The organism is Pectobacterium fontis (assembly GCF_000803215.1).
GTDB classification, from domain to species: Bacteria; Pseudomonadota; Gammaproteobacteria; order Enterobacterales; family Enterobacteriaceae; genus Pectobacterium; species Pectobacterium fontis.
In genome coordinates this window covers 22,802-44,446 of record NZ_JSXC01000037.1, presented here as the reverse complement: position 1 = coordinate 44,446, position 21,645 = coordinate 22,802, and the positions used below count along the sequence as shown (strand labels likewise).

Genomic DNA, 21,645 nt, shown 5'->3' with positions numbered 1-21,645 from the left:
ACCCCGACTGGCGGGGTTTCGGTTTTAATCGGACATTAAAAGTAAGCGTAATAAGCCCTTTTAAAGTCGTTTTTAATTTCATCTGGCAGGGATTCAATTAACTCCTTTGCTTTATCGTCATACTTTTCTGATAAAATTTTTGGGTGCACCCCTGGGTTTTCTTTTTTTATTTTATCAACTAGTTGACTGATTGCGGAATATATTAACACCGGCTCCCCATTCTCCACCGAAAAAAATGAAGAAATTATCCAGTCATTATTAGTTAAATCCTCTGATTTCAAAGAGGTTCTTTCATTAACATCAACTGCATTCTCATTTCTGTGACTTAGATACCCCAATCCGTTGTTGATATCTTTTAAAACAGTTAGTTTTTTTTCCTCAACTTCATCTATTCTTTCGCACACCATGCCGGTCATAACGATAATTATACCAGCCAGCGCAGTAACACTCCCGACGAAGGCATAAAGCTGCCTTGTTGCCATCAGACCATTATTATAAATCTTATCAACATAACCAACCGTGACTTCCATTCCCAGCGCGTAACCAGTCCAAATTATCCCCACAACAAATAAAACTCCACCGAATGCTTTTAGCATTTTAAAATCCCACCCATAGTAAAAAGCCACCCATAGGTGGCTGGCTGATTTCATCAACTGGCGTTTTCACAACCAGGTAAGTTGCGGTCGATAACCAAATCACCCTCTACTCGCAGACCGATTTTACCGAACAGGAACGAATGATTGAGCTGGGTTACGACAACATCAGTCAAGCCAACCGCGCAACGGTTCTTCTCAATAGCTCGGTCTGCGGCTGTTTTTACGTTAGGGATACCCATTGGAAAGATGATCACCGGGTAGCTGTCTTCAGCACTAACCCTTGCGCCTTTGATGAATTTAGCGCCGTTAAGGTTGTAGTTTTTTGTACTCGCTACAGTGAGGTCTGCGACCCGCACAGTACAACCGGATAACAGCACCGCGCCGAGCGCAACGGCTATAACTTTCTTCATATTAACGTTTCCTTATGATTGCAATCAGAAACATCCTAGCATGAGAAATTTACATTTCAATACAAACAACACTGAGTTTGTGGCGCAGGGATGCGCCTTAACTTGCCGCATGGGAAAGAAACGCCTCCAGATTGCCAAATGGATCGGCCTCTTCTTCCCCCTTCCCTGAAAAGTCAAGCATCGCATCAGTAAGCGGCACTTTCACACCCTGAGCGCCATACACAGCACTAACTATCTGCGCGGCATGAATATCGCCCCGCGTGTCGCCTATCGGGGAAATTTTGTCGTACTCAATCCACATCCGCAGTTCACTAGCCGTCATTTCCTGACGCAGTTCTGACAGCGTGCGCCCCATCCTGAGCGCTAACGCCATCAAAAACTGCATCCCCTGATTTGCTACTTTTTTTTAGCGATCTCGGTATCGTTGATGACATCCAGTGCCTGACGCAGTAGGCGGCTATGCACAGGCCCGTAAACGCCTTTCACTTCTTCAATATCGTCGACACTGAATACCGGCTCTCCGTCTTCATCACGCAGAATATCGACAAACAGAGTCGCGTCAGCGTGAAGATTGCGGCGAGCGCGTTCTGACACTGACACGGATTCGCTGTCATCGTCAGTTTTTAGCGCATCCTGCCAGCGTAGCCACGCCTCTGCGCTAGGCTCACGCAAAATGACCTTTACGCCCTCCCACTCCGGCACTTCGATCGCTTTCGTGAGAAATCCAGCACCTGGCGCTAACGCCAGTGACTTAATGCTTTTCTTTGCCATGCGTTTGTTGCTCCAGATTAGCTGATAGTTACAGTACAGGTTGCAGAGGTGATTGTTGCGGATGTCGCTGCTGAATCCGTGACCTCACAGGTATAAACACCGGCGTCACCGGAAACCGCACTGGCTTTATTGAACGTTGCCGCTGTTTGTCCAGATACTACGACGCCCCCCTTAAGCCATTTGTATGTGTACGGAGCAACGCCGCCAGTTGCTGCAACCGTCAATGTTAGCGCCGAGCCAGCCGCCGCCGTTGCGGTCGCAGGTAGATTGGTTGTAAACGCCAGCACACCGGGTGCATCAATTGGCGTTGGCTTACCTTTCAAGCGAAGTGAGAACGTTGCGGCCACTACGCCGTTTATACCTGATGACCATGTATGCTGGCGAACTTCAGCAAGAAATTGGAAGCCATTACCAGACGGAAACGTTACGCGAAAGCCATAACGGGTGTCGTTATCGTATGCATCACGCAATGCATTCTGTGCGGCATTACGGTAAAAATTGCCGGACAGAGAGATTTCAGACTGGGCGGGCAGTCCGTTAGTGTTCTCCATTTCCTTAGAGCACAGCGTGGTTACGTCGATGTCGTTTTTCTGTCCACCGGTGAACTGAATCTCTTTAATCGTACAGCTCAGATTAAGGAATGTTGCTGACGCAATACCCTCTGGCGTCGTCGGGGTTGATGTGATTTCAATTACCGTTTTCTGTGACTTTTCATAAAGTGCAGACATGGGGATTTCTCCAAATAAAAAACCCGCTCAATGGCGGATTGGGATAATGATTACGTGGGTTAGTCGATGAACTGAAGTTCTGCTGTTGTCCGGTATAACCCCGTGTCAGAGTCATGCCCATGTGTCAGCATCTGGTTGCCTGGAGCCAATGGCAACAATGCCGCTATGACCTCGTTGCTAATTTCACGCGCCTGCGCGATGGTTTTCGCGTACACGTCAAACTGAACCGATGATGTTGTTTCGGCGGGACCACAAAGCACATCAGCAGATGGCTGGGACACGAACGAGAACACAATCCACGGTGGGGAAATTGCCGGTTCTCCTTCGCTATTCAGCGGAATGATGTACGGATAGACATGACCATTGGCCAGATCGGAAATTAACGGATAAATGTCGGTTTCGGTCATCGACTCAGCGCCTCATCGATAGCAGTGCTCATGCGAGTGATAGCAGCCTGCGCAGCTATCTCTTGTGCGGTATCGAACGCCGGGCGCACAAACGGGTGAGCGGGCATATTTACGGTCCCCATTTCGACAAAACGCCAGTAAAGCGCGTTTTTCGGGTTGTTAGCCTTCATTTTATTGTCGCTGTTACCCGTTTTGGGGTTAACGCCACGAATATGCACGCCGGAAGAGATTTCCCCTTTTCGCCGTGATTTCTGAGTAACCACCACAACGTTTTTGCGCATTTTGCCAGTGCGCACGGGGGCATTAGCGATAACCTCCTCTTTCAACACTTCGGCACCGGCACGAGTGGAATCACGCAAGACTTTGTTATTCTCCGCCTTGCTCAGTTTTTCCAAATCTTTTGCGATATCGTTCAGACCGGAAAAGTCGAGGCCAAAATCAATCACGTTTCACCCCTTGTTTACACAGTATTTCCAGTCGGGTGCATTTGCCGTCCGGAATTGGTGGGCCGATGATGTCCAATGCCAGCCCCTTGAAGGGGCCATTGAGACAATGCAGGCGTGACGCGGCAGATACATCACGGCGAAACCGCATCCACACACGAATTGTGGCCTCGGCTGATACTGCGCCAGACGCAACTAACTCCCGCCCGCTGACTGGCGCAACCTCGGCCCAGACTGTCGCGCCATCGCGCCACGTTTCAACTGGCTGTCCACCAGCATCGCGGGTTGTGGTGAAGTTCTGGATGGTGACGCGGTGGCGTAGTCGTCCTATTCTCATAGCACCTCACAGCCCGTAAATGCGATATGGCTGCAAAAGAGATTCAACAGCAAAAGGAATAGTCTGCGCTGTTTGACCAATCACAACCGTTTCTCGGTTTTCGTACCAATGCCCAATCAATAGCAGCATTGCCACCTGAACATCCTCTGTTGGGAGAAGGTGATCGTCATCCTCTGCGTAACCCTCCGCTTCTGCGTTTTCGTAAAGTTTACGGCGAGTGTATGTCTCGACATATCTTTCCGCAGCAGTGATGTACGCATTCAACAGCGTATCGTCATCATTGCCGGATTCGACGCGGCAATGCTGTTTAACCAGGTCGATATCCAGCATGATAAGCCCTTATTTTTTAGCCTTTTTGGGCTGCTCTGGCTGCTCTGGCTGCTCTGGCTGCTCTGGCTGCTCTGGCTGCTCTGGCTGCTCTGCAAGATTGTCCACGGTGATTTCTTTTGCATAGCCTTTTTTAATAAGTTCACGGCCATGCTGTTCCCGAGTTTCGAATTCTGTCCCATCAACAACGACAACACCGCCATGATAAATGGGTTTAATCGCGATAAGCTTCATATTGACTCCAAGAAAGCGACCCGAAGGCCGCTACACACAAATGATTGGATTAGCCACCGTTACCAGCAGGCACAGTGAACGAGCCGTACACGAAAGCTTCAGGGCGTTTAACTGCCAGCGCCAGCCGCTCTTCACAACGAATTGTGATCATGTTTTTCTCGAAATCGTCGGCGTTCTCGGTAGAGATAACCACGTTCGTTTCTTCACGATCAAATACCTGCGCGCCCGCGCTAAATGCCCCAGTCAGGAATTTGCCCTGGAATGCAGTAGCTTCAGTAGCGACAACAGGGAGTCCCCACAAAGTAGGGCCCGTAAGCGCCGCAGGGTTTGCAAGGATGTAGCGCCCCAGAGAGTCCTTCGTCAGTTCGATCTTTGCCCAGTCGATGAAATGCAGGACATGACCAGAGGCAGGGAAACGTGCCAACTGTGCCTGCAACATAGCAAGGCGCAGATCGTCAATGCCGTTCTGTTTTTCGACCTGAAAAGCAGCGCTGTATGCTGACGCCTGCGGGATGATGCCTTCCAGATGCACCCCAGTACCATCCCCGAAAAGAATTTCCTGCTCTTCCACATATTTAAGTCCATAGCGCATTTCCGCATCGACCTGTGACTGTAATTGAGCAAAGTCATCCAGAATCTGTTTAGAAGCCTTAAACAGGTGCGCAATCGTGCGGACAGGGGTTATTTTTTCTTCAAACTCAATATTGCTGTATGGCTTCGTTGTATTTTCCGCCACAGCAGCAGCATTATTCGTGAAGCCGGTTTGTTGTACCCAGTAAATGGTGTTCGAACCCGTTGTTCCTGGTGCAATCAGATCGCGAATAAACAGGCGTTGTTTGGGGGCAGTATCAATGCCGGGCAGACGATCCGGCGCAACAATATTCCCCGGAACATCGCTGGAAATCATCGCGGCTTTCACCGGAATAGATAAACGCTGGCTTGCAGCAACGCTGGCAGCAAAAGTTTTCAGGGCTTCAGCAGAAATCACCTGCTGACCGACAGATTCGATAACCTGTTTAGCGTTCGCCAGCGGCATCTGCGCCACATGCTGTTCCAGCTCACCCAGTGCAGCTTTCAACGTTTTTTCAGCAGCAGTCAATGCGTTAAATTCAGAGGCCATCTTGTCCACTGCGGCTTTAGTCTCTTCAGACAATTTGCTGGATTTTTTTGCCTCATCCAGCGCTTCCTCAGCCTTTGCATTGAATTTCCCAGTTGCTTCTTCAATGCTGGCAGTGACCTTTTTCAGAATATCGTTTACTTCAGACATAATATCTCCAGATTATTAGCACGCCGATACCAGGCCGCTTAAGGCGGCATCCAGATTGGCAAGAGTTTCAGGTTTGATTTCAGCAGCGCTTGGCGTGCTTTCGTTATCAGGGGTAGCGCCAGGCGTACCACCCGTTAAAGATTTGATAAGACGGCGACGCTCTGAGCGTGGCGTATTAGCCTTTGCCAGAAGCGCATCTAATTTGCGCAGTGCGGCGGCGGGAGAATCATCACCGTCAGAAACTGCATCAGCAGAAAGAAGGCTGTCAGCCAGACCCTTATCCACCGCATCACTTCCGCCGATATAGCTTTCTGCATCCATCAACTGCGATACGGTGTCGACATCCAGACCAGAACGTGCTGCATAAATATCCGCCATGGCGCTATCAAACGGCTTCAGATAGTCAGCCAATTCAGCAAAGTCATGACGATTCCCCATGGCGACGATCCAGCAGTTATGGATCATTAAAAATGCACCACGGCCTATCTGAATCTCATCGCCAGCCATTGCGATAACAGAAGCTGCACTGGCAGCAATACCCAGCACCTTCACAGTTACTTTCCCTTCGTATTCACGCAGCAGGTTGTAAATCGCCAGACCTTCAAACATATCTCCGCCAGGGGAGTTAATGTTTACGGTGACATCAGCACCATTCATTGACCGCAGAGCACCAGCGATGCGTTTTGCTGTCACTCCCTCATCCCAATAATCGCGCCCGATCACATCAAACACAGAGATGGTGTTATCACCACTTGCAGCAGCTCGAATGCCACCATTCCAGCGTTCAAGCGCTGATGGCATTGGCTCACAGGTAATTCCCGCGCAGGGGTGACCCACCGGCGCTACCGGAAGTTGTTTTTTGGTCATGTGGAAATAGCTCCTACGCAGCCTGTTTCAGCGGCGATTGTTCGAAAGGAATATCGGGGAATACATGGCTATGAAGTTGCCGTAATGCCAGCGCCTGAGTCGCCAGACTTCCATTTTTCAAATCTTCTAGCGGGGTCAGGTTCAACTGAACGGTATAGATATCGCCGCCTTCAATCGGTGGCAGGTTCTCAAGACGGCGAACGTCATTACGGGACATCCATCCATTTTGCAGCGCGCTCGTATAGTACGCTGCACGGCCTGCACTATCTGCGCGTAGCAATCCCTCTACAGAGAACTCAGTAAACAGGTCTTCATCCCCATTCAGCAAACAGCGGGAAATTTCCTGCTCAATGTTTACAAGAAGTGGGCGCAGCGTGTGCGTAAGAAACAGAAGGTTCATCCCCTCCAATGAGGACGCCCAACTACTTTGTTTTGTCGTGTGTCCGACCATAAACGGCGGCACGCGGAACCAGCGGCAAATCTCTTCGATGCTGAAAGACCGACTTTCAAGAAGTTGCGCAGCTTCTGGATTCATCGTGACATTCTGGTAGGTCAGTTCGTTTTCCAGAACCATTAACTTCCCAGCATTTTTTGAACCGATGAATGCGTTCAGATTTTTACGTAGGCGCTCACGCTGCTCTTTATTCAGTGCCGTTTTTGATGACAGGAATCCTGTACTTTGTAACCCGTTCTCAAAAATCTTTGCGGCCGCCTCATCAACCGACATAGCAGCACCAAACACATCGACACCCGCCATCGTTGGCATCATGCCGCACACCCCATCCAACCCGAACCCGCGAATATGCATCAAACGCTCTGGTGATATATCTCGCTGCTTGCCATTTTCCGTGTAGGTATACTGCAATCGGCCAGTATCCAACCGCTTTACCACCATATTCTGGGGTAATAGCGGAACAAGAGAGACAAGCTTGCTTCCTATGAAAAACTTTTCAACGAACGCATTGCCACGTAAACAGATACTCGCAACTACCAGCAGCATAAATCGCGATGGCGTCATTTCCGGATTGGGTCGGCGGCACAGAACCTGATAAGCCACATTGCCCTGAGCCAGTTTTCGTGAACCGTCAGGCTGACGCTCATAAATTTTCAGCGGTAGTGTTGAAACCGATTCGCTTAACAGCCGAACACACGCCCAGACCGCTGACAACCTCATGATTTTATCTGCTGTAACGGTTTTACCACTGCTACTGGTGCCGAACCATTCCTGCCAGAATGTCCCGTTCGTCAGGCTGATTGGTACACCCAGCCAATTTAAAAGGGCGCTTTTTACGCGCCCTGGTTGTTTATTCTTAGCCATCAGATACCCACTATGATCGGATCATCAAAAAAGCCCTCAACATCGCCATCATCAGGCTCATACCCTTCAGCAGCACCGAGCGCCATCGCTGAAGACACAATGCCATCAATGCGCCCCGTGCTTTTCTTCTTGGCAAATATGCGGTTTTCTTTTTGGTCTGCCTCAGTTACCGCAGATGCTGCATTCCAGCGCAGGCAGGGATTGGTTTTGATAATGATTGAGCAGTCATCCAGAGCTTGTTCAAACAGCTCTATGGAGTGTGGCATCCATAGCCCGGAATCCTGCGCTTTGTAATAGCCTTGTCCATGAGGAATAAGCGGAACGTAAACGGACGCCTGCTCCAGTTCAGGCTCAAGGTACTTGATTCGATATTGATCAAAAGCAATGGCCTGGATAAAAAACATCAGAGAGAGTTCGGCTATTCGTTCAGCAACAAAGCCATATTTAACAGCCTTACCTGGTGTCGTATGAATGAATCCCTTACGCTCCCAAGCGTCGTACGGAACACGGTCAGTTTTCGCCCTGTCTATCAATGTTTCTTTCGGTGTCCAGAACTCGACAAACAATTTCCGCTGTTTTGGAAAAAACAGAGCCAGAGACGTAAGGTCACGTGAGCCAGAAAGATCAAGACCGCCGTAGCATTCTTCCCCCCGCAACTCATCCAGATCGAAATCATCTTCGCATCCCATCCAGACATCACTGCTCATCCACGGATTATCGGCATCAACCCACTGACAGAAATTCAGACGCCTGACGATGCTTTCTTTCGATGGCATGCCACGCGCTTGTGTCACCTGTTCACGAAGATAGCGATCGGTGAATGTGTGTCCCAGCGACGGATTAGCCTTTTTCCAGCAGGCTTCGTCTTTAAAGGGATCTTCGCCCTCATCCAGCGAGCAAATAAACGAAAAGAAGCTGTCGTCCTCAATTGAACCATCAGCGACCTTGCGACCATATTCGTGATAGTCATAGCAAACGCTGGTTTTATCGTGCCCACTGTTTGTGATCATGAAAATCAATGCCTGCCGCCGCCCTTTCGTACCGGCACGCATCATCTCAACAACCTGATTGCTCTTATGTTCGTGGATTTCGTCAATCAAAGCACAGTGTGGACGTGGGCCAGACTGACCATCATCCGAACTGATAGGCCGGAAAAAAGAACCCGTCTGCAAAAAGGCCAGGTTCCACTCCTTCCCTGCGCCACCGGATTTATTAATTCGCTGCGCCAGTGCCGGAGACTGGTCAACCATCGCCACGGCGTCACGAAAGAGGATCATGGCCTGGTCTTTCTTCGTCGCAGCCGCATACACTTCAGCACGCGACTCTCTGTCAGCGACAAGGCAGTAAAGTGCTATGCCAGCGGCCAGCGGGGATTTACCTGAACCTTTTCCTGATTCCACATACGCCATGCGATAGCGGCGATAACTGTCAGCGTTCTTCCATCCGAAAATAGAACCGACGACAAAACATTGCCACGGCAACAAAATGAAGGGTTTCCCCTCATGCTCGCCGCCATTGAGCTTCAATACCTTTGCAAAAAAGTCGATAGCTCGCTGTGCGGCCTCTACATCCCATTTCAGTCCACGGGCATGACAGGATTCAAGATCGGCAAGATGCCTCTTGCAAGAATTTCGGATATCTGGCCCGGCAATTTCTTTGCCAGACGAAACGTCCATTGCGTACTGGGTTACAGGATCAACCGAAGAATTTTTCGAGCGGGTCGGCTTCTTTTTCTCCACCATCAACATGCACCTTAGACCGCGCCGCTGGCGTCAGGCCGAATTCCACTAAATAACTTTTGAAGCGGCGATCTGCGTCAGCCAACATAGCAACAGCAGGATTCGCCTTGATAAGAAACCCGCCATCGGTCTGAACCGTATACGTTCTTCCCTCATCAGCGATCGTGTTGCGCAGTTGAAGGATGTCAGCATAGATGTCACACAGTCGCTCCAGCGCAAAAACATCTGCTACCGTTAACACCCCCATGCCATCGAGCAGTACGGTCATTCGCCCCCAGGCTGTTTTACCCCAATCAGAAAGGTGAGCCGGAGGGCTGGGAATTTCACGTAATGGTTGTGGCTCTTTATCATTAAGTTTGCGTTTGCCCGGATTACCGGTCACCACTTTGAGGTGGGTCGGTTTCGGGCGTCGTCCTGCCATCGGAACCTCCCAGAAAAAAACTTTTCATTTCGCGGTTGTGCACAAAAATGACGGTGGTCGGTGTTCAAGAGCCCGCCCTATGACTCTCGACCCGCCCTCCCCTTCATGATGTTGAGAATCGTTATCATTTGTCTCTTTTGATATTCATTCTCATTTGAACCAATGCGAATTGCTATCCAGCGGTAAGCCATCCTCAGTACATCCGATGACCTTCCCACTCTTCTCCATTCGCTGCTTGGTTGAGTTGTGGTGTGGGTTACACAGCCCTTGCCAATTCTTTTTATCCCAGAACAAGCGCTGTGCAGTCGCCATTTCCGCAGGCGTCTTGGCATCATGCATCTTGTGAGGTTTGATGTGGTCAACAACCACGGCTGGCTCATATCGGCCAGCATCACGGCACATCACACAGAGCGGGTTAGTGCGGAGATATTCAAGCCGTGAGCGCTGCCACTTGCTGCCATAAGGTTTTAGTTTGCTCATAGCTAGCACCTTGTTGTAAGGATTGTAGAAACAAAAAGCCCCAGCAGATGCCAGGGCTAGAATGGAAGTAAGTATGAATCTAATCTTGTTTCAGCCTTGCGTATATCCAAACACTAACAGTGTTCTTACCATTGATTCCATGGAACATAAGCTTATGCTCATACCATTCGATCTCACCATCCTCTTCTCGTATTACGGATAGCGTTTTCTCTATGTCATCCTTTATGACATTAAAAAAATCATTACTGAGATTAGCATCATAAAGAGTACGCTCATATACCCCAACCCCACGCTCTGATTTTTTCACTGTCATCTAATTCCCGAGGATAAGCTGAATAATTGCAATAAGAGGATTACATTATCACAGGCACTCAGTGAATGCCTGCTGTAATGCCTTAACCTTCAATCACTGCGCCAGCAGGAATGTCATCAGCGTTTACACAGAACACTGGCATACCAGGTGATCGCTCATCTTCCACCGCAACGATATCATCTTCATCAAACCACTTTTCCTGCGCACGACCATCAGCCGCTTTGTAATGCACCTGATAGCCGTTGATGTGCCCTGAATACTCAGCGCGACCTTTTACATGGCCTACTTCGCCACTAATTCCGATTTCTACAACCTGATTAAGCTGAAACTTAAAAGACATTTTTACTCTCCGGTTATTGCGCCGTAGGCACGTTCACACGTCATTCCTGCTCTGTAAGCTGCGTCAGCCTCTGCTGCATACTCTCCCGCCGCTTTGTCAGATTCGCTAAGCAGCTCGGCAAGCAGTATTGCGGCCTCGGATTTTGCCGCGCTTGCTGCGACAACTGAGGAAATGCGGCCGGTTTCACTTGCTGCCAATTGCCGTTTGAGTTTTCCGATTGCTGACTGCAACCCGACAGCAGCAGACTGAGCGTTAACAGCATCAGTCTGCGCTTGTTCAATTTCACGCTGCGCATTAGTCGATATCGCATTGATCGCTTCCTGTCTGCGTCGTTCTTCCTGACGCTCATCAGATTGACGTTTTGCCAGCGCCTCAGCATCTGCTGTATTGCGCTGGTCCCACTTGTGTTGCCACGCAGCATTGGCATCATCCTGACCGGCTGTATATCGCCAGTGCGAGAATCCCAATATTAAAAAAGCCACCAGCACTACGAGCGCCAATGGCTTCCAGTATTTCAGTAGCAAGCTCGTCATGACAGAAACAGAGCACGCTCCGCCTCACGACGTCGAGTAAGCCCGGCTAGTTCTTTTCCACCAGCACGATTCCATTTCAGAAACTCGGCAGCAGCGCCAGATATATCATCGCCATTCAGCTTTTTCAGTAGCGTCGATGTAGAGAGCGAGCGATTACCCAGGTTGTACGCAAACGATACCAGCGCATCAAACTGATTCTGATTGATGCTCACCTTCGCCAGTTGGTTCACCGCCTGCTCGTACTGCACAACGCCAGTTTTTAGTAGCCGATCGGCAGTAACTGCATCTATCGTCATTCCGCGACGGATAGGTTTTCCATCGACCGGCTGCGTCCACCCATAGCCAATTGTCCACACGCCCACGCTGTCTTGGTACGCTGACAGTTCGCAACCCTCAAACTGTTTAATCAGATTGATTCCGTTAGCGCTGATCTGCATTGTCTACCCCCGCTCCAGTTTTGTTACCGACTACGCGACGCAAAATAGAGCTGATGTAATCAATACCGAGAAAGCCGATGAACACGCTGCCCATTGATGCCAGGCTTGAATCCCAACCCAGCGCTGACAGCCCATCATTGATGTAATAAGCCACCAGTGAGCACATAGCAGCATCAAGCAATCGCCGTGACCAACTGTCGCGGCCAACGTATGCTGCTCGCAAAAGTGCCATGATTGCGGCAGCAACTGAGTAACCGACTTCTTTCTGTGTAAACCACGCAATAATTTGCGCCCACATGTCGGGGTTTTTGTCTGGCATCTTCATAGTCTCCACCTCCCGTTTGGTCGGCGCTGTGTGTGATTAAAAAAGGTGAAAATAAATGTTGTATCATAACCGATTATCGGTTATATTGAATTCATCGAAACGAGATTGAGGGATTCAAAATGAAACTGTTCCACGGCTCATACAGCAACGTAGCTCCAGTAATCAAAGTTGGCGCTTTTGCGATGTCAGGCGACAACGTTTTTGATGGTATCTTCGCTAGTGCTGATTTTGATGCTGCGGATTCTCACGGAAGCTTCGTTCATGCATACAACGTGGAAAATATCACCGACAGTTCAGCTCTGAATGCCCGTATTGATGAAGTAATTGAGTTTCTGAGCAGCGAAATTGAAGCCGATGAGGAAACTATCGAAGAAATTGCGAACGCCATCGCTGATGATGAGTGTGATGATTCATTCGCTGAATTTCTGTCCCCTCGCTCTGCAACTGAAGACGCAGGCTGGGAAATGCAACGCCTGCGTGGTCGCGTAGCTGCTCACCTCGGTTTCGATGCCGTAGAAATGGACGACGAGCACGGCACTAGCTATCTCATCGTTAATCCTGCAATCATCGCGGAGTAAATCATGCTATTGATCGAATACATCAATCTGTATTTCGGCGGCAATCAAGCCGCCTTTGCCCGTCATATGGGTGTGCGCCCACAAAAAGTTCAGGACTGGCTTAATGCAGAATGGATCGTCGTTGACAGCAAGCTTTGCTCTGTGCGCCGCGAGATTCCGACGATAAAATAAGAAGCACCCTCTTACTGCCGCGCAGGCAGCTTCATTTAAAATAGAGGGCGCTATGAACATCACAAACTACATTGCCCCAGCTCTAATCGGCTGGGCGAATCACTCATTTAAACGGGTTTCAACGTGGATCACTGTGTATGAGTCAATCATTACAGCTAAGCCATTCGATGAAAAAACTCGTCGCAACAAACTTACAATGCTTCGCACAATAAATTCACTGATCGGCAATATCCCAATGCGCAGCGTTCAGCCACAACATATCGTTACCGTGCTGAGTTTTTATATTGAGCAAAACAAAAACAGGTCAGCGCAAATATGCCATTTTCTTCTTACCGATCTATTCAGAGAAGCTGAGTACAACGGCTGGGTTTATAAAAACCCGGTGACGTCAGTGCTAAAACCCGAGGCGCTGGTAAGGCGGGAAAAACTAACACTTTCAGAATGGCGCAGCATCTATAACGCAGCGCTCTGTGTCTGCCCCGTCTATTTTCATCATGCAATGCGACTGGCCATCGTCACCGCCCAACGTAGACGGGATATTTCCGACATGACGCGCGCACAAGTTTTCGATGAACATTTACACATCGAACAGCAAAAAACAGGAGCGAAAATAGCGATCCCGACAGCATTAACGCTTGAGATTGCTGAAATATCACTACGGGACGCTCTCAATGATTGTCCGGGAAGTAGCTACATGCTCCATTCGCGCAGAATATCGCCGCACTCACTAACAACGTGGTTTCAGATTGCGCGTGATACCGCATTTGAAAAAGAACACTGGACGGGAGCGCCGCCAACGTTTCACGAACAGCGTTCATTAGCTGAGCGACTCTATCGTGATCAGGGAATTGATACGCGAAGATTGCTGGGCCACAAATACCAACGCACAACCGATCAATACAATAATGATTACGGAAAGGAATGGCGGCGGCTAGTCATCTAGCTCGATCACATCCTGACGTTCCGTCATGAAGTCAGCATCAGCGCTTTCTTCTTGTAGGAACGAATGCCAGTCGCAGGGTTGTTGTGTGTTTTCATCGCTCATGCAACCCCCCTCGGTTCCATAAAGAAACCCGCACTGATAGCGGGTTTCTTGTTTTTTGTTGCCGCCAATTAAATTTATGGCAGCATATCAAATCAACGTTAAATTTAGCTTAATTTGTTCGGTTTTGCAATGATTGCGCGTCGATTTGTTTTAAACGTGATTCATTTCTCTTTTTAATAATTGTGTTAAGTGAGTCGCTATCTAACTCGGAAACTATCTCAGTTAAACCGTCCCAGTGATTCTTGTAATTCTCTGACCACGTCGAGCGGCTAACGCCTGACAATTTCGCTAATTCACTATCGTTATACTCGCGAGAAACGAATACGCAGCCGCATGTTGCTGCGTAGCGCTGAACAACCAGCCAGATGAGTGATTCAATACGGCGGCGTACTTTATCTGTAGTTTTCTTCCATGTCAGAGTTGGCTTGTATTCGTTCCAAACGTGCAGGCAGATTGCTTTCTGATACTCATAGTTCAAGTCGTTGCCGTAGCAGTAACGAACCCATGCCGTATGATGTGGTTCTAATTCATTGACAGCACGACGCCATGACGCTGTTCCATATGTGATGGGGTCAATCGGTGGAGCGGGTCTTTTTCTGCTTCGGGTTTCAGGGCAGTGCATCGCGTCTGTTGTGGCACAAACATTACGGTCGTCTAGAGCAACGACTCGCTTACGCTGGCGCGGGTATTTTGTCGTTCTGATAGCCCCTACGCCTGCCCCGCTTGTGCTGGTTCTCTGTATGTCAGCTAGTGCTGTACTCACACAGCCGCGCAGGTATTCCAAATATTGCTGGTTCATCGTTATGCCCTCTTCCGATCGATAACTATCGCGCCGATGCCCAGCGCATAATCTAGAAAACGGAACAACAGCCCTATCTGACTGCCGTGCTCCGCCTCCCATGCGTTCATGTCTCTGTGTAGTGAGTCGTGGCAGATGCGGCACAGCGGGATAACAAACAGGTCGTGTGCCTTTGTTCCCATGCCGCCTTGTCCGTGACCAATAATGTGGTGCGGGTCGTCTGAGCGTTCGCCACATGCGCAGCACGCCTGCATTTTTACCCATCGTGTGTATTTTTCGTGTTCCCAGCGTTTCAGCTTTGGACGTAGCATGAAGCCCGCCGCAGGCTCTGAATCAATAGCCAGCTTCAGGATGGGTTGGATTTTCCCGACGCGGTTTTCGATAATCTCTTTCGCCGGGACTACATGCTCACAAATGAGGTCACGTTCATTCTGTGGGCCTGGCTGTTCTGTGATAATCGGCATACGAAGTGCGGCGCGGATTGCGTCACGCGGGAGTAAATCTGAAACATTGTGCAGAATAGACCACCAGCTAATCTCCGGTTCTGTCATCTGGTGACCTTCGGGAAATAAAAACCAATGACGAGCCGAATAGACGACATAGTTAGCAATATTTTGTGCTACGTGGACTCGAACCATATCAGGATTTTCACGTAGCTCATTATCGTGATGCCAGCACAAGCGGATCGCACCAATGCCATTTTCAAGAATTGTTATCTCTTCGTGGTGATAGTCACCGTGCCACTGACAACCAATTCCCTGTTTCAGCCATGCCACCAGCGCATTTTTTCCACCAGCAGCGTTAAAAACCCTCTCATGCGTCAGAAAACCCATCCACTTTTCGTTAATCAATGGCTGTTCTGTTTGCAGTACGCCGGATGGTTTGTCTTTCATGTCGTGCGTAGCAGAGGCCACAACAATCCGCTGACGGAACAGAGACAACTTGTCGCGACCAGGCCGCAGGATGACTTGCCCCAGTTCAGGGACAACAACAGGATTCAGCAGCATTCTCATTGAACACCGCCGCGATGAAATGTTTGTTCGTAAACGTCGCGCCCTTCTGTCAGCAGGTCGTTGAAATCCCCGCTTTTAGGCCAACGGACAGATACACGCTGAATGTCGTTTTTTGCCTTCAAGTTCGCCTCAGCACACGCGAACGCAGCCGCGTGGCCCGTTGCGTTGTTGTCCATGTCAGCAAAAATAATCAAGTGCGTTACACCACGAGGGGCAAGGAACTTCTTCATGAAGGCTGAATTCATCACTGACCATGTGTTACAGCCTGTGATTTGATGGCATGACAGCGCGTTTTCGATGCCCTCTGAGATACCCAGCGTTGTTGCGACTGGGAACATGCGAATTGCAACTGATCGGGCATGCTCAAGATAGCTTTCCGATTGCAGCTTCATCAGACGTTTCTGTGATTGTCCTATGTCTGCTTTTTTATCGCCGTCCAACAACGTGCGGTGCAGATAGCACAGATTCCCTTTATCGTCGGTAGCGAGTGAGTAAATGGCCTGGAATATTTCCCCCATCGCTCGCTGACTATCGCAGTAACGGATAGCGTCACTGGGTAGGTTTGTTATGCCACGATTAAACAGATACTGAGCGGCTGGCGTTCCACGCAGATGTGCCAGCGTAGGAAATTTGCGGATAACTTTTTCACGATGAGCCTGCGGGGCGCTTTTCGGCGCTGGGGCTTGTTGTTCGTCACGGACGTAAACATTACCGATTAAGCGATCGACTTCAGGTGCCAGCGTGGCGAAATCTTTCCCCGTTGAGTGAGTCAGTAATGACCAGCCGTCACCAGAGCCGCAGACACATACCCACGTTCCAGCGCCTTCTTTATCATCAATGCGCAGCTTTCCTTTCTTGCCGCACATAGGACATTCGCCCTTGAAATGGTTTTTCCCTGTAACAGGAGGTAATCCGTAGTACTCAAAAATCTGAGGCCATTTGCCAATAGCCGCTTGTGACGTTTTCATGCTGCTTTTCCTTCTGATTTGGCTTGGCCTTTTGCGTAGGCAATGCGTAGTGATTTGATGTAGTTCATGACTTCCGGTGAAGTCTCTTGAGGGGTGCGGTGCAGGTCTTTGGGCCAGACACCAAATTTCTTGCGGTATGTGTGAGAGCACCAACCGTCACTGACGGGTTTTCCCTGCGTGCTGCGGATGCGCTGATAGAACAGAATCTGTGACCACCACGCCTGTTTCATTTCAGCGGTGTGTTTTTCTTTCGTCTTACTGACTTTGGCTAGGCCACGGCTGCGGTCGGTTTCCACGTCTTCACCAGACAGGGGCTTAAATCCGCATTTAGGGCAGATATAAATTCCGGCAGGCTTCACGAAATGGCAGGATGGGCACTCCTTCGGCAAGCGCTCTGCCTGGTCTGGTTTTGACGTGTTAACTGGTGCATCTTCCATACCGTCAGAGCTGGATAGCAGACCGTCATACTCAATGTCGTCTGGATAACCCAATTTATGAACCGTGCCGGAGTGATCGAATATCAGGCAGTGGTCTTTGTCTGGGGCAGAACGGAGGCCGCGCCCTAGGCACTGAATCCAGCGAATCTCTGATTTTGTGGGGCGAGCGTAGATGATGCAGCGCACGTCACTGTCAAACCCAGCAACCAACACACCGACGTTAACGATAACTTTCGTGATGCCTTGCTCAAATCTGCGAATGGTTAGCTGGCGTTCGTCGTGCGGGGTTTTTGCCGTCATGATTTCAGCCGACACGCCCAGGCGGTTAAATTCAATTGCCACGAAATTGGCATGAGCCACATCGACACAGAAACATACCGTTTGGCGGTTTTGACCGTTCTCCAGCCAGTTCTGAACGATGTCGGCAGTCAGCTTGGCGTCACTCATGACGTGAGATAACTGGGTTTCGTTGTAGTCAGAACCGTAATCGCTATTACTGACGGTTTTAATCTTGCTCAGGTCAGGTGTTGATGGGGCGTAAAATTCGTATTTGCTCAGTGCGCCGATTTCGATCAGTTCTTTCATCGTCGTCGGCTTGATCAACTTCTGATAGTAATTACCGAGGAATTTAGCGAATGGCGTACCGGACAACCCGATCACTTTCGTCGCAGTGTTCTTTGTCAGATGATCTATGGTTTTCAGAATCGTTTTGCGCTTCAGATGTGCTTCATCGATAAACAGCAGGTCGATATTGTCGGGGAATTCACGACGAATCAGCGTATCAGCGGACGCTATCTGAATCAGACGCGTCGGGTCATACGCCGGATGATCACACCATACGTAACCGATCTCTTCCGCAGGCAGGCCGTATTCAACAAAACGCGTTGCCGTTTGGTCTAACAGCACAGTGTACGGAGCCACAAACATTACGCGCAGATTGCGGGAAATCAGGCCGTCAGTGATGAATGCCGCCAGTCCGGTTTTGCCGCTGCCCACCGGGCTGTAAATCATGAAGCTGGCATAAGTCTTCCAGTTTGCTCGCAGTGCGTTCAATCCACGTCCCTGCGCTAAATTTGGCGTAATGTTCAGCATTTTCTGTTTTTCACTCCGCTACTGTATAAATAAACATGTCCGGCAATTCACTGATCGATCCCTTTAGATCATCTCTCTTTGGTAGTGCCTTCCCTTCCCTCACACCCTGCCCCGATCTCCCCCCTTTCCCCCCTCTTACCCCTTCCCTCTCCCCCGCATAAAAAAACACCAGATGAAAAATTCATGCTGCAATCCTCGCGTCTTGTGCCAGTGGCGGCGGTGATGCAAATCCCTGACTGGCCCGTGAATACCGCTCGACGTACAACCGCAGGCGTGTGTTTGCTGCGTATCGGCCTGCGTTTTCCTGACGGAACGAAACCGGTTCAGCGTCGTGGGCTTCGCGGTATGCATCCGCGTAGGCATACGCGATTTTCTCCCGCTGCACGCGGGGTAACTTTCCCAACATTTCCTGAATCCAAGCGGCATCCTCGCGGCAATACACGGATGGCATAACAGGTTTCACATAGTTGAATGTGTCCATCTGGCACCTCTATAAATCAAATAGTTGTGTGATTAAGGCAGATGGCCATCTGAGTTATTCTCGTTTGACGCGGTGGCGACCAAACAGCGAGAGGATTGAACGGATTTCGGCTTCACGTGCAGCCAGATGCTTGTTATGCAGGCTCATGATTTCCCGTGATTCGTCTTCATCAATCACGCCGTCTTCAATCGCCTTCTGAATCATCTGATCGACTTGCCCGCGCTGGGCAGCGGTGTGCACAGAGCGGCTGTACAGCTCAACACGATCAAGGTCATCAAACGTAGGAACATCCACCAGCAATGCGCCGCGACGTTGCGCGAAATATTCGGCCAGCAGTGATGTGCCGGAAATGTCTTCCATCGCTTCCAGTTCATGAAGCTCAAAAAAACGACAACCGTTTTTCTCGTAAAGATTGTTGTTGAACTGCATCAGCGACATGCCCAGCGCACCAGACATTGCAGAACGTCCACCCGGGTACGCCTTGCACATCGCTTTTATCGTTTCTTTGATGTCTACCATCACGGTTTACCTTTGGTAGTTACTGTTACGCTGCTGACGAGTTAATCTTTCCGCACGGAAACGGACGTAACTCTTCCGCTTCAACACTGCCGTCTGGCAGGTGGGTAACAAATATTTTTCGGCCAGTTCGGACGGCCTTACTGATTGCGGTCTGGTGAACACCGATTGCATCAGCAGCTTTCGCTTGACCGTTCTCCCTGACGAAATCAGCGAGAGTTTGTTTCTGCATTTTTGGGCTCCTGAACTCACTTACAAATTAATAATACCGAAAGTATTAAATAAATCAATACTTGCGGTATTTCATTTTTTAATAACTACGGTATTAGAATTCAAGGATGGAAAAGAAGAAGCCACTGACCACGGAACAGCTAGAGGATGCTAAGCGTCTTAAGGCTTTGTACGAGTCGAAGAAAAAGTCATTAGGCGTGACCCAGCAGCAAATAGCCGATGAGTTAGATATTACTCAGGGAGCTGTGGGTCATTACCTGAACGGAAGAAATGCACTAAACGTTGCTGTTGCATCAATTTTTGCAAAAACCCTACAGGTTCCAATATCTGATTTCAGCCCAGCACTGGCATCAGATGCATCATCATATGCATCTACAGCTGACGCGAACGTCACATATGCCGGCCCCTATGAACCTGGCGCAGGTAGAAGTTATCCAGTAATAAGTCTGGTGAAGGCTGGCGCATGGGATGATGCAGATGAATTACTAACACTCGATCAAATTGATGAATGGTATGAGTCTGACGTAAAGATTATGGGGCAAGCATTCTGGTTGCGCGTTGAAGGGGTATCAATGACAGCCCCAACAGGAATAAGCGTTCCTGATGGGACGCTGGTTTTGTTTGATACCGGACGTGAAGCCGTTAACGGAAATTTGGTGGTTGCTAAACTAGATAGCGATAACAAAGCAACATTCAAGCAGTATCTTGAGGATTCAGGAATAAGGATGCTTAAGGCACTTAACCCTGTATGGCCACCAATACAGATAAACGGAAATTGCAGAATCATCGCTGTAGCTGTTCAAACTATGATGAGGTTGGTTTAATGGCAAGTGAGCATGGCTTTGAATTGATCAATCTAAACAATTTAATTTTATACTTCTCTCATAAAGGTGTCGCGCTTCATTGCCCCCTTTGTGGCTCATCTGATTTATCTGTACAACAGGTAAGCGCAAACGTAGGAATGCATATAGGTATGCGGCTTGGTTCCTATGTGAATGTATTTAAAAAAGAAAGTATATATTCACCTAACGCGGATCAATATTATCTTTCCATGGTCTGTAAAAAATGTAGCAACACAATAAACATAGACGCCTTGCCTATATTGGCATGGGTGAAGGAAAATACGGCGGTCGCAATAGGTGAAAAAAATGCCAACACCTGATAACGTAATACCATTCAATGGTGATATTCCTACTGGCGGCGGCGGAGGTGATGACATGCTTGAAGTAAGAGTTGCAAAACTTGAAGCCAATGTCGAAGACATTAAAGCAAACCTTGCAGAGGCCAGAGCTGATATCCGCTCTCTGCGAGAAAGCTCGGCGAAAACGTCTCGCGATGTCGCAGTGATTCTACAGAAGCAGCTTGATATAGATGAAAAACTATCTAAAAAACCGAGCGTTAGTGATATGACTGCGGCAATTACATCCGCAGTAAATAAGCAGATCATCTGGACAATAGTTACTGCGATAAGTGTCGCCGGCCTATCACTGGCAGCAGCAAGATTACTTTTCTAAATCCCTAAAGCACAGATGACCTTATCCCGCTACGGCGGGATTTTTTTCGCCCGTAGTTTATGCGGCGCACAATCAAACCGTACCCATCTAAAAAATAAATTCACTTTAAAAACAACATAATATTATCTGCGGTATTTATTTTAATACCTTAAGTATTGCTATAATTTAATACCTGCGGTACTTTTAATCACAGAGAACGTGACCGCTTAGACCCCCAGTACTGCAAAACTGGGGCGAGTGCGAGGGGTGCAGGGGTAGTGAGAGCTACGTCGTGACCAGAGCAAAGGAGAAGTAAACAACTACAGGAGATAAGCCAATGCACAACTAACGCGGATAGACCGCAATCAATACCTGATTGATCTCAGGTGGCGCGACGACGGTGTTACAGGTCGGGTTCCCACGGCGACGTAGTGAGGGAAAGGAGGCGTAATGCATCACTTAGTTACGGGTGGCGTCCGATTTAACGCGTAAGCAGCCTAAAAATTAGCGGATTTACCCTGCCTCAGC

General features: G+C 49.1%; 34 protein-coding genes. 7 read left to right on the top strand and 27 right to left on the bottom strand.

The genetic code is table 11. The features are described from left to right. Window positions 1-35: 35 nt before the first annotated feature. From OI69_RS13765 to OI69_RS13665, 21 genes are all read right to left on the bottom strand, one after another. Complete coding sequence (locus OI69_RS13765; protein WP_154715558.1) at window positions 36-596, bottom strand: hypothetical protein; 561 nt, start codon at window positions 594-596, stop codon at window positions 36-38. 53 nt (window positions 597-649) lie between these two features. Next, window positions 650-1,006, bottom strand: a complete 357-nt coding sequence (locus tag OI69_RS13760) for a hypothetical protein (protein ID WP_039351531.1) — start codon at window positions 1,004-1,006, stop codon at window positions 650-652. Window positions 1,007-1,103: 97 nt separating this feature from the next. Continuing rightward, the gene (locus tag OI69_RS13755) at window positions 1,104-1,391 is read right to left on the bottom strand and encodes a phage tail assembly protein T (RefSeq protein WP_200886927.1); all 288 of its coding nucleotides are present in this window, start codon (window positions 1,389-1,391) and stop codon (window positions 1,104-1,106) included. Between the two features lie 11 nt (window positions 1,392-1,402). Then, on the bottom strand, window positions 1,403-1,777 hold the full coding sequence (locus tag OI69_RS13750; RefSeq protein WP_039351529.1) for a phage tail assembly chaperone: 375 nt from the start codon (window positions 1,775-1,777) through the stop codon (window positions 1,403-1,405). 17 nt (window positions 1,778-1,794) lie between these two features. Continuing rightward, entirely contained in the window at window positions 1,795-2,505 is a 711-nt protein-coding gene (locus OI69_RS13745; protein WP_039351528.1) for an immunoglobulin domain-containing protein, read from the bottom strand. Between the two features lie 59 nt (window positions 2,506-2,564). Beyond that, window positions 2,565-2,912: a DUF3168 domain-containing protein gene (locus tag OI69_RS13740; RefSeq protein WP_039351525.1), complete on the bottom strand. Its 348-nt coding sequence runs from the start codon at window positions 2,910-2,912 to the stop codon at window positions 2,565-2,567. Continuing rightward, complete coding sequence (locus OI69_RS13735; RefSeq protein WP_039351524.1) at window positions 2,909-3,358, bottom strand: HK97-gp10 family putative phage morphogenesis protein; 450 nt, start codon at window positions 3,356-3,358, stop codon at window positions 2,909-2,911. Before OI69_RS13735 ends, OI69_RS13740 begins: the two co-directional genes overlap by 4 nt. After that, window positions 3,351-3,692 carry a phage head closure protein gene (locus OI69_RS13730; RefSeq protein WP_039351522.1) on the bottom strand — a complete coding sequence of 114 codons (342 nt, stop codon included), beginning with the start codon at window positions 3,690-3,692 and terminating at the stop codon, window positions 3,351-3,353. Before OI69_RS13730 ends, OI69_RS13735 begins: the two co-directional genes overlap by 8 nt. Before the next feature lie 6 nt (window positions 3,693-3,698). Beyond that, window positions 3,699-4,022, bottom strand: a complete 324-nt coding sequence (locus OI69_RS13725; RefSeq protein WP_039351520.1) for a head-tail connector protein — start codon at window positions 4,020-4,022, stop codon at window positions 3,699-3,701. A gap of 9 nt (window positions 4,023-4,031) precedes the next feature. Further along, window positions 4,032-4,253: a DUF7210 family protein gene (locus OI69_RS13720; RefSeq protein WP_039351517.1), complete on the bottom strand. Its 222-nt coding sequence runs from the start codon at window positions 4,251-4,253 to the stop codon at window positions 4,032-4,034. Window positions 4,254-4,302: 49 nt separating this feature from the next. Beyond that, entirely contained in the window at window positions 4,303-5,520 is a 1,218-nt protein-coding gene (locus OI69_RS13715) for a phage major capsid protein (RefSeq protein ID WP_039351514.1), read from the bottom strand. Between the two features lie 15 nt (window positions 5,521-5,535). Beyond that, window positions 5,536-6,387 (bottom strand): head maturation protease, ClpP-related, encoded by an 852-nt coding sequence (locus tag OI69_RS13710; RefSeq protein WP_039351510.1) that lies wholly within the window; start codon window positions 6,385-6,387, stop codon window positions 5,536-5,538. A gap of 13 nt (window positions 6,388-6,400) precedes the next feature. Then, the gene (locus OI69_RS13705; RefSeq protein WP_039351506.1) at window positions 6,401-7,705 is read right to left on the bottom strand and encodes a phage portal protein; all 1,305 of its coding nucleotides are present in this window, start codon (window positions 7,703-7,705) and stop codon (window positions 6,401-6,403) included. Then, entirely contained in the window at window positions 7,705-9,447 is a 1,743-nt protein-coding gene (locus tag OI69_RS13700; protein WP_080752649.1) for a terminase large subunit, read from the bottom strand. The genes OI69_RS13705 and OI69_RS13700 overlap by 1 nt, the downstream gene beginning before the upstream one ends. After that, entirely contained in the window at window positions 9,401-9,865 is a 465-nt protein-coding gene (locus tag OI69_RS13695) for a phage terminase small subunit P27 family (protein ID WP_039351505.1), read from the bottom strand. The genes OI69_RS13700 and OI69_RS13695 overlap by 47 nt, the downstream gene beginning before the upstream one ends. A 150-nt stretch (window positions 9,866-10,015) precedes the next feature. Beyond that, a complete protein-coding gene (locus OI69_RS13690; RefSeq protein ID WP_039351501.1) occupies window positions 10,016-10,345 on the bottom strand; it encodes an HNH endonuclease in 330 nt (109 codons plus the stop codon). 79 nt (window positions 10,346-10,424) lie between these two features. Continuing rightward, window positions 10,425-10,658 carry a hypothetical protein gene (locus OI69_RS13685; RefSeq protein WP_039351499.1) on the bottom strand — a complete coding sequence of 78 codons (234 nt, stop codon included), beginning with the start codon at window positions 10,656-10,658 and terminating at the stop codon, window positions 10,425-10,427. Window positions 10,659-10,740: 82 nt separating this feature from the next. Beyond that, window positions 10,741-10,998, bottom strand: a complete 258-nt coding sequence (locus OI69_RS13680) for a hypothetical protein (protein ID WP_039351498.1) — start codon at window positions 10,996-10,998, stop codon at window positions 10,741-10,743. A 2-nt stretch (window positions 10,999-11,000) separates the two neighbouring features. Then, window positions 11,001-11,531 (bottom strand): DUF2514 family protein, encoded by a 531-nt coding sequence (locus tag OI69_RS13675; RefSeq protein ID WP_039351496.1) that lies wholly within the window; start codon window positions 11,529-11,531, stop codon window positions 11,001-11,003. After that, window positions 11,528-11,968 carry a lysozyme gene (locus tag OI69_RS13670; RefSeq protein WP_039351493.1) on the bottom strand — a complete coding sequence of 147 codons (441 nt, stop codon included), beginning with the start codon at window positions 11,966-11,968 and terminating at the stop codon, window positions 11,528-11,530. The genes OI69_RS13675 and OI69_RS13670 overlap by 4 nt, the downstream gene beginning before the upstream one ends. Continuing rightward, complete coding sequence (locus OI69_RS13665; RefSeq protein ID WP_407668772.1) at window positions 11,952-12,287, bottom strand: phage holin, lambda family; 336 nt, start codon at window positions 12,285-12,287, stop codon at window positions 11,952-11,954. Before OI69_RS13665 ends, OI69_RS13670 begins: the two co-directional genes overlap by 17 nt. 125 nt (window positions 12,288-12,412) lie before the next feature. On the opposite strand from OI69_RS13665, the gene OI69_RS13660 reads away from it, so the two are divergent. From OI69_RS13660 to OI69_RS13655, 3 genes are read left to right on the top strand one after another with little or no spacing between them, the layout of a single operon-like run. Continuing rightward, window positions 12,413-12,871, top strand: coding sequence for an AcrIF11 family anti-CRISPR ADP-ribosyltransferase (locus OI69_RS13660; protein WP_039351487.1), 459 nt, complete (start codon window positions 12,413-12,415; stop codon window positions 12,869-12,871). 3 nt (window positions 12,872-12,874) lie between these two features. After that, on the top strand, window positions 12,875-13,042 hold the full coding sequence (locus OI69_RS20085) for a hypothetical protein (protein WP_167335189.1): 168 nt from the start codon (window positions 12,875-12,877) through the stop codon (window positions 13,040-13,042). 52 nt (window positions 13,043-13,094) lie between these two features. Then, the gene (locus tag OI69_RS13655) at window positions 13,095-13,985 is read left to right on the top strand and encodes a tyrosine-type recombinase/integrase (RefSeq protein WP_039351484.1); all 891 of its coding nucleotides are present in this window, start codon (window positions 13,095-13,097) and stop codon (window positions 13,983-13,985) included. 211 nt (window positions 13,986-14,196) lie between these two features. Here the strand turns inward: OI69_RS13655 and OI69_RS13650 are convergent, their stop codons facing one another. The 4 genes from OI69_RS13650 to OI69_RS13635 are packed head-to-tail and all read right to left on the bottom strand — an operon-like array spanning window position 14,197 to window position 18,396. Continuing rightward, window positions 14,197-14,886, bottom strand: coding sequence for a bacteriophage antitermination protein Q (locus OI69_RS13650; protein ID WP_052198379.1), 690 nt, complete (start codon window positions 14,884-14,886; stop codon window positions 14,197-14,199). 2 nt (window positions 14,887-14,888) lie between these two features. Continuing rightward, window positions 14,889-15,893: a DUF968 domain-containing protein gene (locus OI69_RS13645; protein ID WP_327078729.1), complete on the bottom strand. Its 1,005-nt coding sequence runs from the start codon at window positions 15,891-15,893 to the stop codon at window positions 14,889-14,891. Window positions 15,894-15,895: 2 nt separating this feature from the next. Next, window positions 15,896-16,867: a DUF7146 domain-containing protein gene (locus OI69_RS13640; protein WP_039351477.1), complete on the bottom strand. Its 972-nt coding sequence runs from the start codon at window positions 16,865-16,867 to the stop codon at window positions 15,896-15,898. Then, the gene (locus OI69_RS13635) at window positions 16,864-18,396 is read right to left on the bottom strand and encodes a DEAD/DEAH box helicase (protein WP_039351475.1); all 1,533 of its coding nucleotides are present in this window, start codon (window positions 18,394-18,396) and stop codon (window positions 16,864-16,866) included. Before OI69_RS13635 ends, OI69_RS13640 begins: the two co-directional genes overlap by 4 nt. Window positions 18,397-18,579: 183 nt before the next feature. Between OI69_RS13635 and OI69_RS20360 the strand changes: the two genes are divergently transcribed. After that, the gene (locus OI69_RS20360) at window positions 18,580-18,849 is read left to right on the top strand and encodes a hypothetical protein (RefSeq protein WP_154715557.1); all 270 of its coding nucleotides are present in this window, start codon (window positions 18,580-18,582) and stop codon (window positions 18,847-18,849) included. 82 nt (window positions 18,850-18,931) lie between these two features. Here OI69_RS20360 and OI69_RS13625 read toward each other — a convergent pair whose 3' ends face one another. Then, window positions 18,932-19,396 carry a YmfL family putative regulatory protein gene (locus OI69_RS13625; RefSeq protein WP_039351471.1) on the bottom strand — a complete coding sequence of 155 codons (465 nt, stop codon included), beginning with the start codon at window positions 19,394-19,396 and terminating at the stop codon, window positions 18,932-18,934. A 25-nt stretch (window positions 19,397-19,421) separates the two neighbouring features. Next, window positions 19,422-19,625, bottom strand: coding sequence for a Cro/CI family transcriptional regulator (locus OI69_RS13620; RefSeq protein ID WP_039351468.1), 204 nt, complete (start codon window positions 19,623-19,625; stop codon window positions 19,422-19,424). A 106-nt stretch (window positions 19,626-19,731) separates the two neighbouring features. Between OI69_RS13620 and OI69_RS13615 the strand changes: the two genes are divergently transcribed. From OI69_RS13615 to OI69_RS13605, 3 genes are read left to right on the top strand one after another with little or no spacing between them, the layout of a single operon-like run. Beyond that, a complete protein-coding gene (locus OI69_RS13615; RefSeq protein WP_039351465.1) occupies window positions 19,732-20,448 on the top strand; it encodes a LexA family protein in 717 nt (238 codons plus the stop codon). Further along, on the top strand, window positions 20,448-20,786 hold the full coding sequence (locus tag OI69_RS13610) for a hypothetical protein (RefSeq protein WP_039351463.1): 339 nt from the start codon (window positions 20,448-20,450) through the stop codon (window positions 20,784-20,786). The genes OI69_RS13615 and OI69_RS13610 overlap by 1 nt, the downstream gene beginning before the upstream one ends. Then, window positions 20,773-21,138, top strand: a complete 366-nt coding sequence (locus OI69_RS13605; RefSeq protein ID WP_072034301.1) for a hypothetical protein — start codon at window positions 20,773-20,775, stop codon at window positions 21,136-21,138. The genes OI69_RS13610 and OI69_RS13605 overlap by 14 nt, the downstream gene beginning before the upstream one ends. The last annotated feature ends 507 nt before the right edge of the window (window positions 21,139-21,645 follow it).

Excerpts from the sequence above, each read along its gene's own strand:
- OI69_RS13680 (WP_039351498.1), bottom strand. The coding sequence starts at position 10,998 with ATGTCTTTTAAGTTTCAGCTTAATCAGGTTGTAGAAATCGGAATTAGT.
- OI69_RS13755 (WP_200886927.1), bottom strand. The coding sequence starts at position 1,391 with ATGCAGTTTTTGATGGCGTTAGCGCTCAGGATGGGGCGCACGCTGTCA.
- OI69_RS13615 (WP_039351465.1), top strand. The coding sequence starts at position 19,732 with ATGGAAAAGAAGAAGCCACTGACCACGGAACAGCTAGAGGATGCTAAG.
- OI69_RS13745 (WP_039351528.1), bottom strand. The coding sequence starts at position 2,505 with ATGTCTGCACTTTATGAAAAGTCACAGAAAACGGTAATTGAAATCACA.
- OI69_RS13650 (WP_052198379.1), bottom strand. The coding sequence starts at position 14,886 with ATGAACCAGCAATATTTGGAATACCTGCGCGGCTGTGTGAGTACAGCA.
- OI69_RS13720 (WP_039351517.1), bottom strand. The coding sequence starts at position 4,253 with ATGAAGCTTATCGCGATTAAACCCATTTATCATGGCGGTGTTGTCGTT.
- OI69_RS13765 (WP_154715558.1), bottom strand. The coding sequence starts at position 596 with ATGCTAAAAGCATTCGGTGGAGTTTTATTTGTTGTGGGGATAATTTGG.
- OI69_RS13670 (WP_039351493.1), bottom strand. The coding sequence starts at position 11,968 with ATGCAGATCAGCGCTAACGGAATCAATCTGATTAAACAGTTTGAGGGT.
- OI69_RS13660 (WP_039351487.1), top strand. The coding sequence starts at position 12,413 with ATGAAACTGTTCCACGGCTCATACAGCAACGTAGCTCCAGTAATCAAA.
- OI69_RS13705 (WP_039351506.1), bottom strand. The coding sequence starts at position 7,705 with ATGGCTAAGAATAAACAACCAGGGCGCGTAAAAAGCGCCCTTTTAAAT.
- OI69_RS13690 (WP_039351501.1), bottom strand. The coding sequence starts at position 10,345 with ATGAGCAAACTAAAACCTTATGGCAGCAAGTGGCAGCGCTCACGGCTT.
- OI69_RS13760 (WP_039351531.1), bottom strand. The coding sequence starts at position 1,006 with ATGAAGAAAGTTATAGCCGTTGCGCTCGGCGCGGTGCTGTTATCCGGT.
- OI69_RS13675 (WP_039351496.1), bottom strand. The coding sequence starts at position 11,531 with ATGACGAGCTTGCTACTGAAATACTGGAAGCCATTGGCGCTCGTAGTG.
- OI69_RS13625 (WP_039351471.1), bottom strand. The coding sequence starts at position 19,396 with ATGGTAGACATCAAAGAAACGATAAAAGCGATGTGCAAGGCGTACCCG.
- OI69_RS13655 (WP_039351484.1), top strand. The coding sequence starts at position 13,095 with ATGAACATCACAAACTACATTGCCCCAGCTCTAATCGGCTGGGCGAAT.
- OI69_RS20360 (WP_154715557.1), top strand. The coding sequence starts at position 18,580 with ATGCTGCAATCCTCGCGTCTTGTGCCAGTGGCGGCGGTGATGCAAATC.
- OI69_RS13645 (WP_327078729.1), bottom strand. The coding sequence starts at position 15,893 with ATGCTGCTGAATCCTGTTGTTGTCCCTGAACTGGGGCAAGTCATCCTG.
- OI69_RS13695 (WP_039351505.1), bottom strand. The coding sequence starts at position 9,865 with ATGGCAGGACGACGCCCGAAACCGACCCACCTCAAAGTGGTGACCGGT.
- OI69_RS13685 (WP_039351499.1), bottom strand. The coding sequence starts at position 10,658 with ATGACAGTGAAAAAATCAGAGCGTGGGGTTGGGGTATATGAGCGTACT.
- OI69_RS13640 (WP_039351477.1), bottom strand. The coding sequence starts at position 16,867 with ATGAAAACGTCACAAGCGGCTATTGGCAAATGGCCTCAGATTTTTGAG.
- OI69_RS13715 (WP_039351514.1), bottom strand. The coding sequence starts at position 5,520 with ATGTCTGAAGTAAACGATATTCTGAAAAAGGTCACTGCCAGCATTGAA.
- OI69_RS20085 (WP_167335189.1), top strand. The coding sequence starts at position 12,875 with ATGCTATTGATCGAATACATCAATCTGTATTTCGGCGGCAATCAAGCC.
- OI69_RS13665 (WP_407668772.1), bottom strand. The coding sequence starts at position 12,287 with ATGCCAGACAAAAACCCCGACATGTGGGCGCAAATTATTGCGTGGTTT.
- OI69_RS13635 (WP_039351475.1), bottom strand. The coding sequence starts at position 18,396 with ATGCTGAACATTACGCCAAATTTAGCGCAGGGACGTGGATTGAACGCA.
- OI69_RS13605 (WP_072034301.1), top strand. The coding sequence starts at position 20,773 with ATGCCAACACCTGATAACGTAATACCATTCAATGGTGATATTCCTACT.
- OI69_RS13750 (WP_039351529.1), bottom strand. The coding sequence starts at position 1,777 with ATGGCAAAGAAAAGCATTAAGTCACTGGCGTTAGCGCCAGGTGCTGGA.
- OI69_RS13700 (WP_080752649.1), bottom strand. The coding sequence starts at position 9,447 with ATGGTGGAGAAAAAGAAGCCGACCCGCTCGAAAAATTCTTCGGTTGAT.
- OI69_RS13725 (WP_039351520.1), bottom strand. The coding sequence starts at position 4,022 with ATGCTGGATATCGACCTGGTTAAACAGCATTGCCGCGTCGAATCCGGC.
- OI69_RS13740 (WP_039351525.1), bottom strand. The coding sequence starts at position 2,912 with ATGACCGAAACCGACATTTATCCGTTAATTTCCGATCTGGCCAATGGT.
- OI69_RS13730 (WP_039351522.1), bottom strand. The coding sequence starts at position 3,692 with ATGAGAATAGGACGACTACGCCACCGCGTCACCATCCAGAACTTCACC.
- OI69_RS13620 (WP_039351468.1), bottom strand. The coding sequence starts at position 19,625 with ATGCAGAAACAAACTCTCGCTGATTTCGTCAGGGAGAACGGTCAAGCG.
- OI69_RS13610 (WP_039351463.1), top strand. The coding sequence starts at position 20,448 with ATGGCAAGTGAGCATGGCTTTGAATTGATCAATCTAAACAATTTAATT.
- OI69_RS13710 (WP_039351510.1), bottom strand. The coding sequence starts at position 6,387 with ATGACCAAAAAACAACTTCCGGTAGCGCCGGTGGGTCACCCCTGCGCG.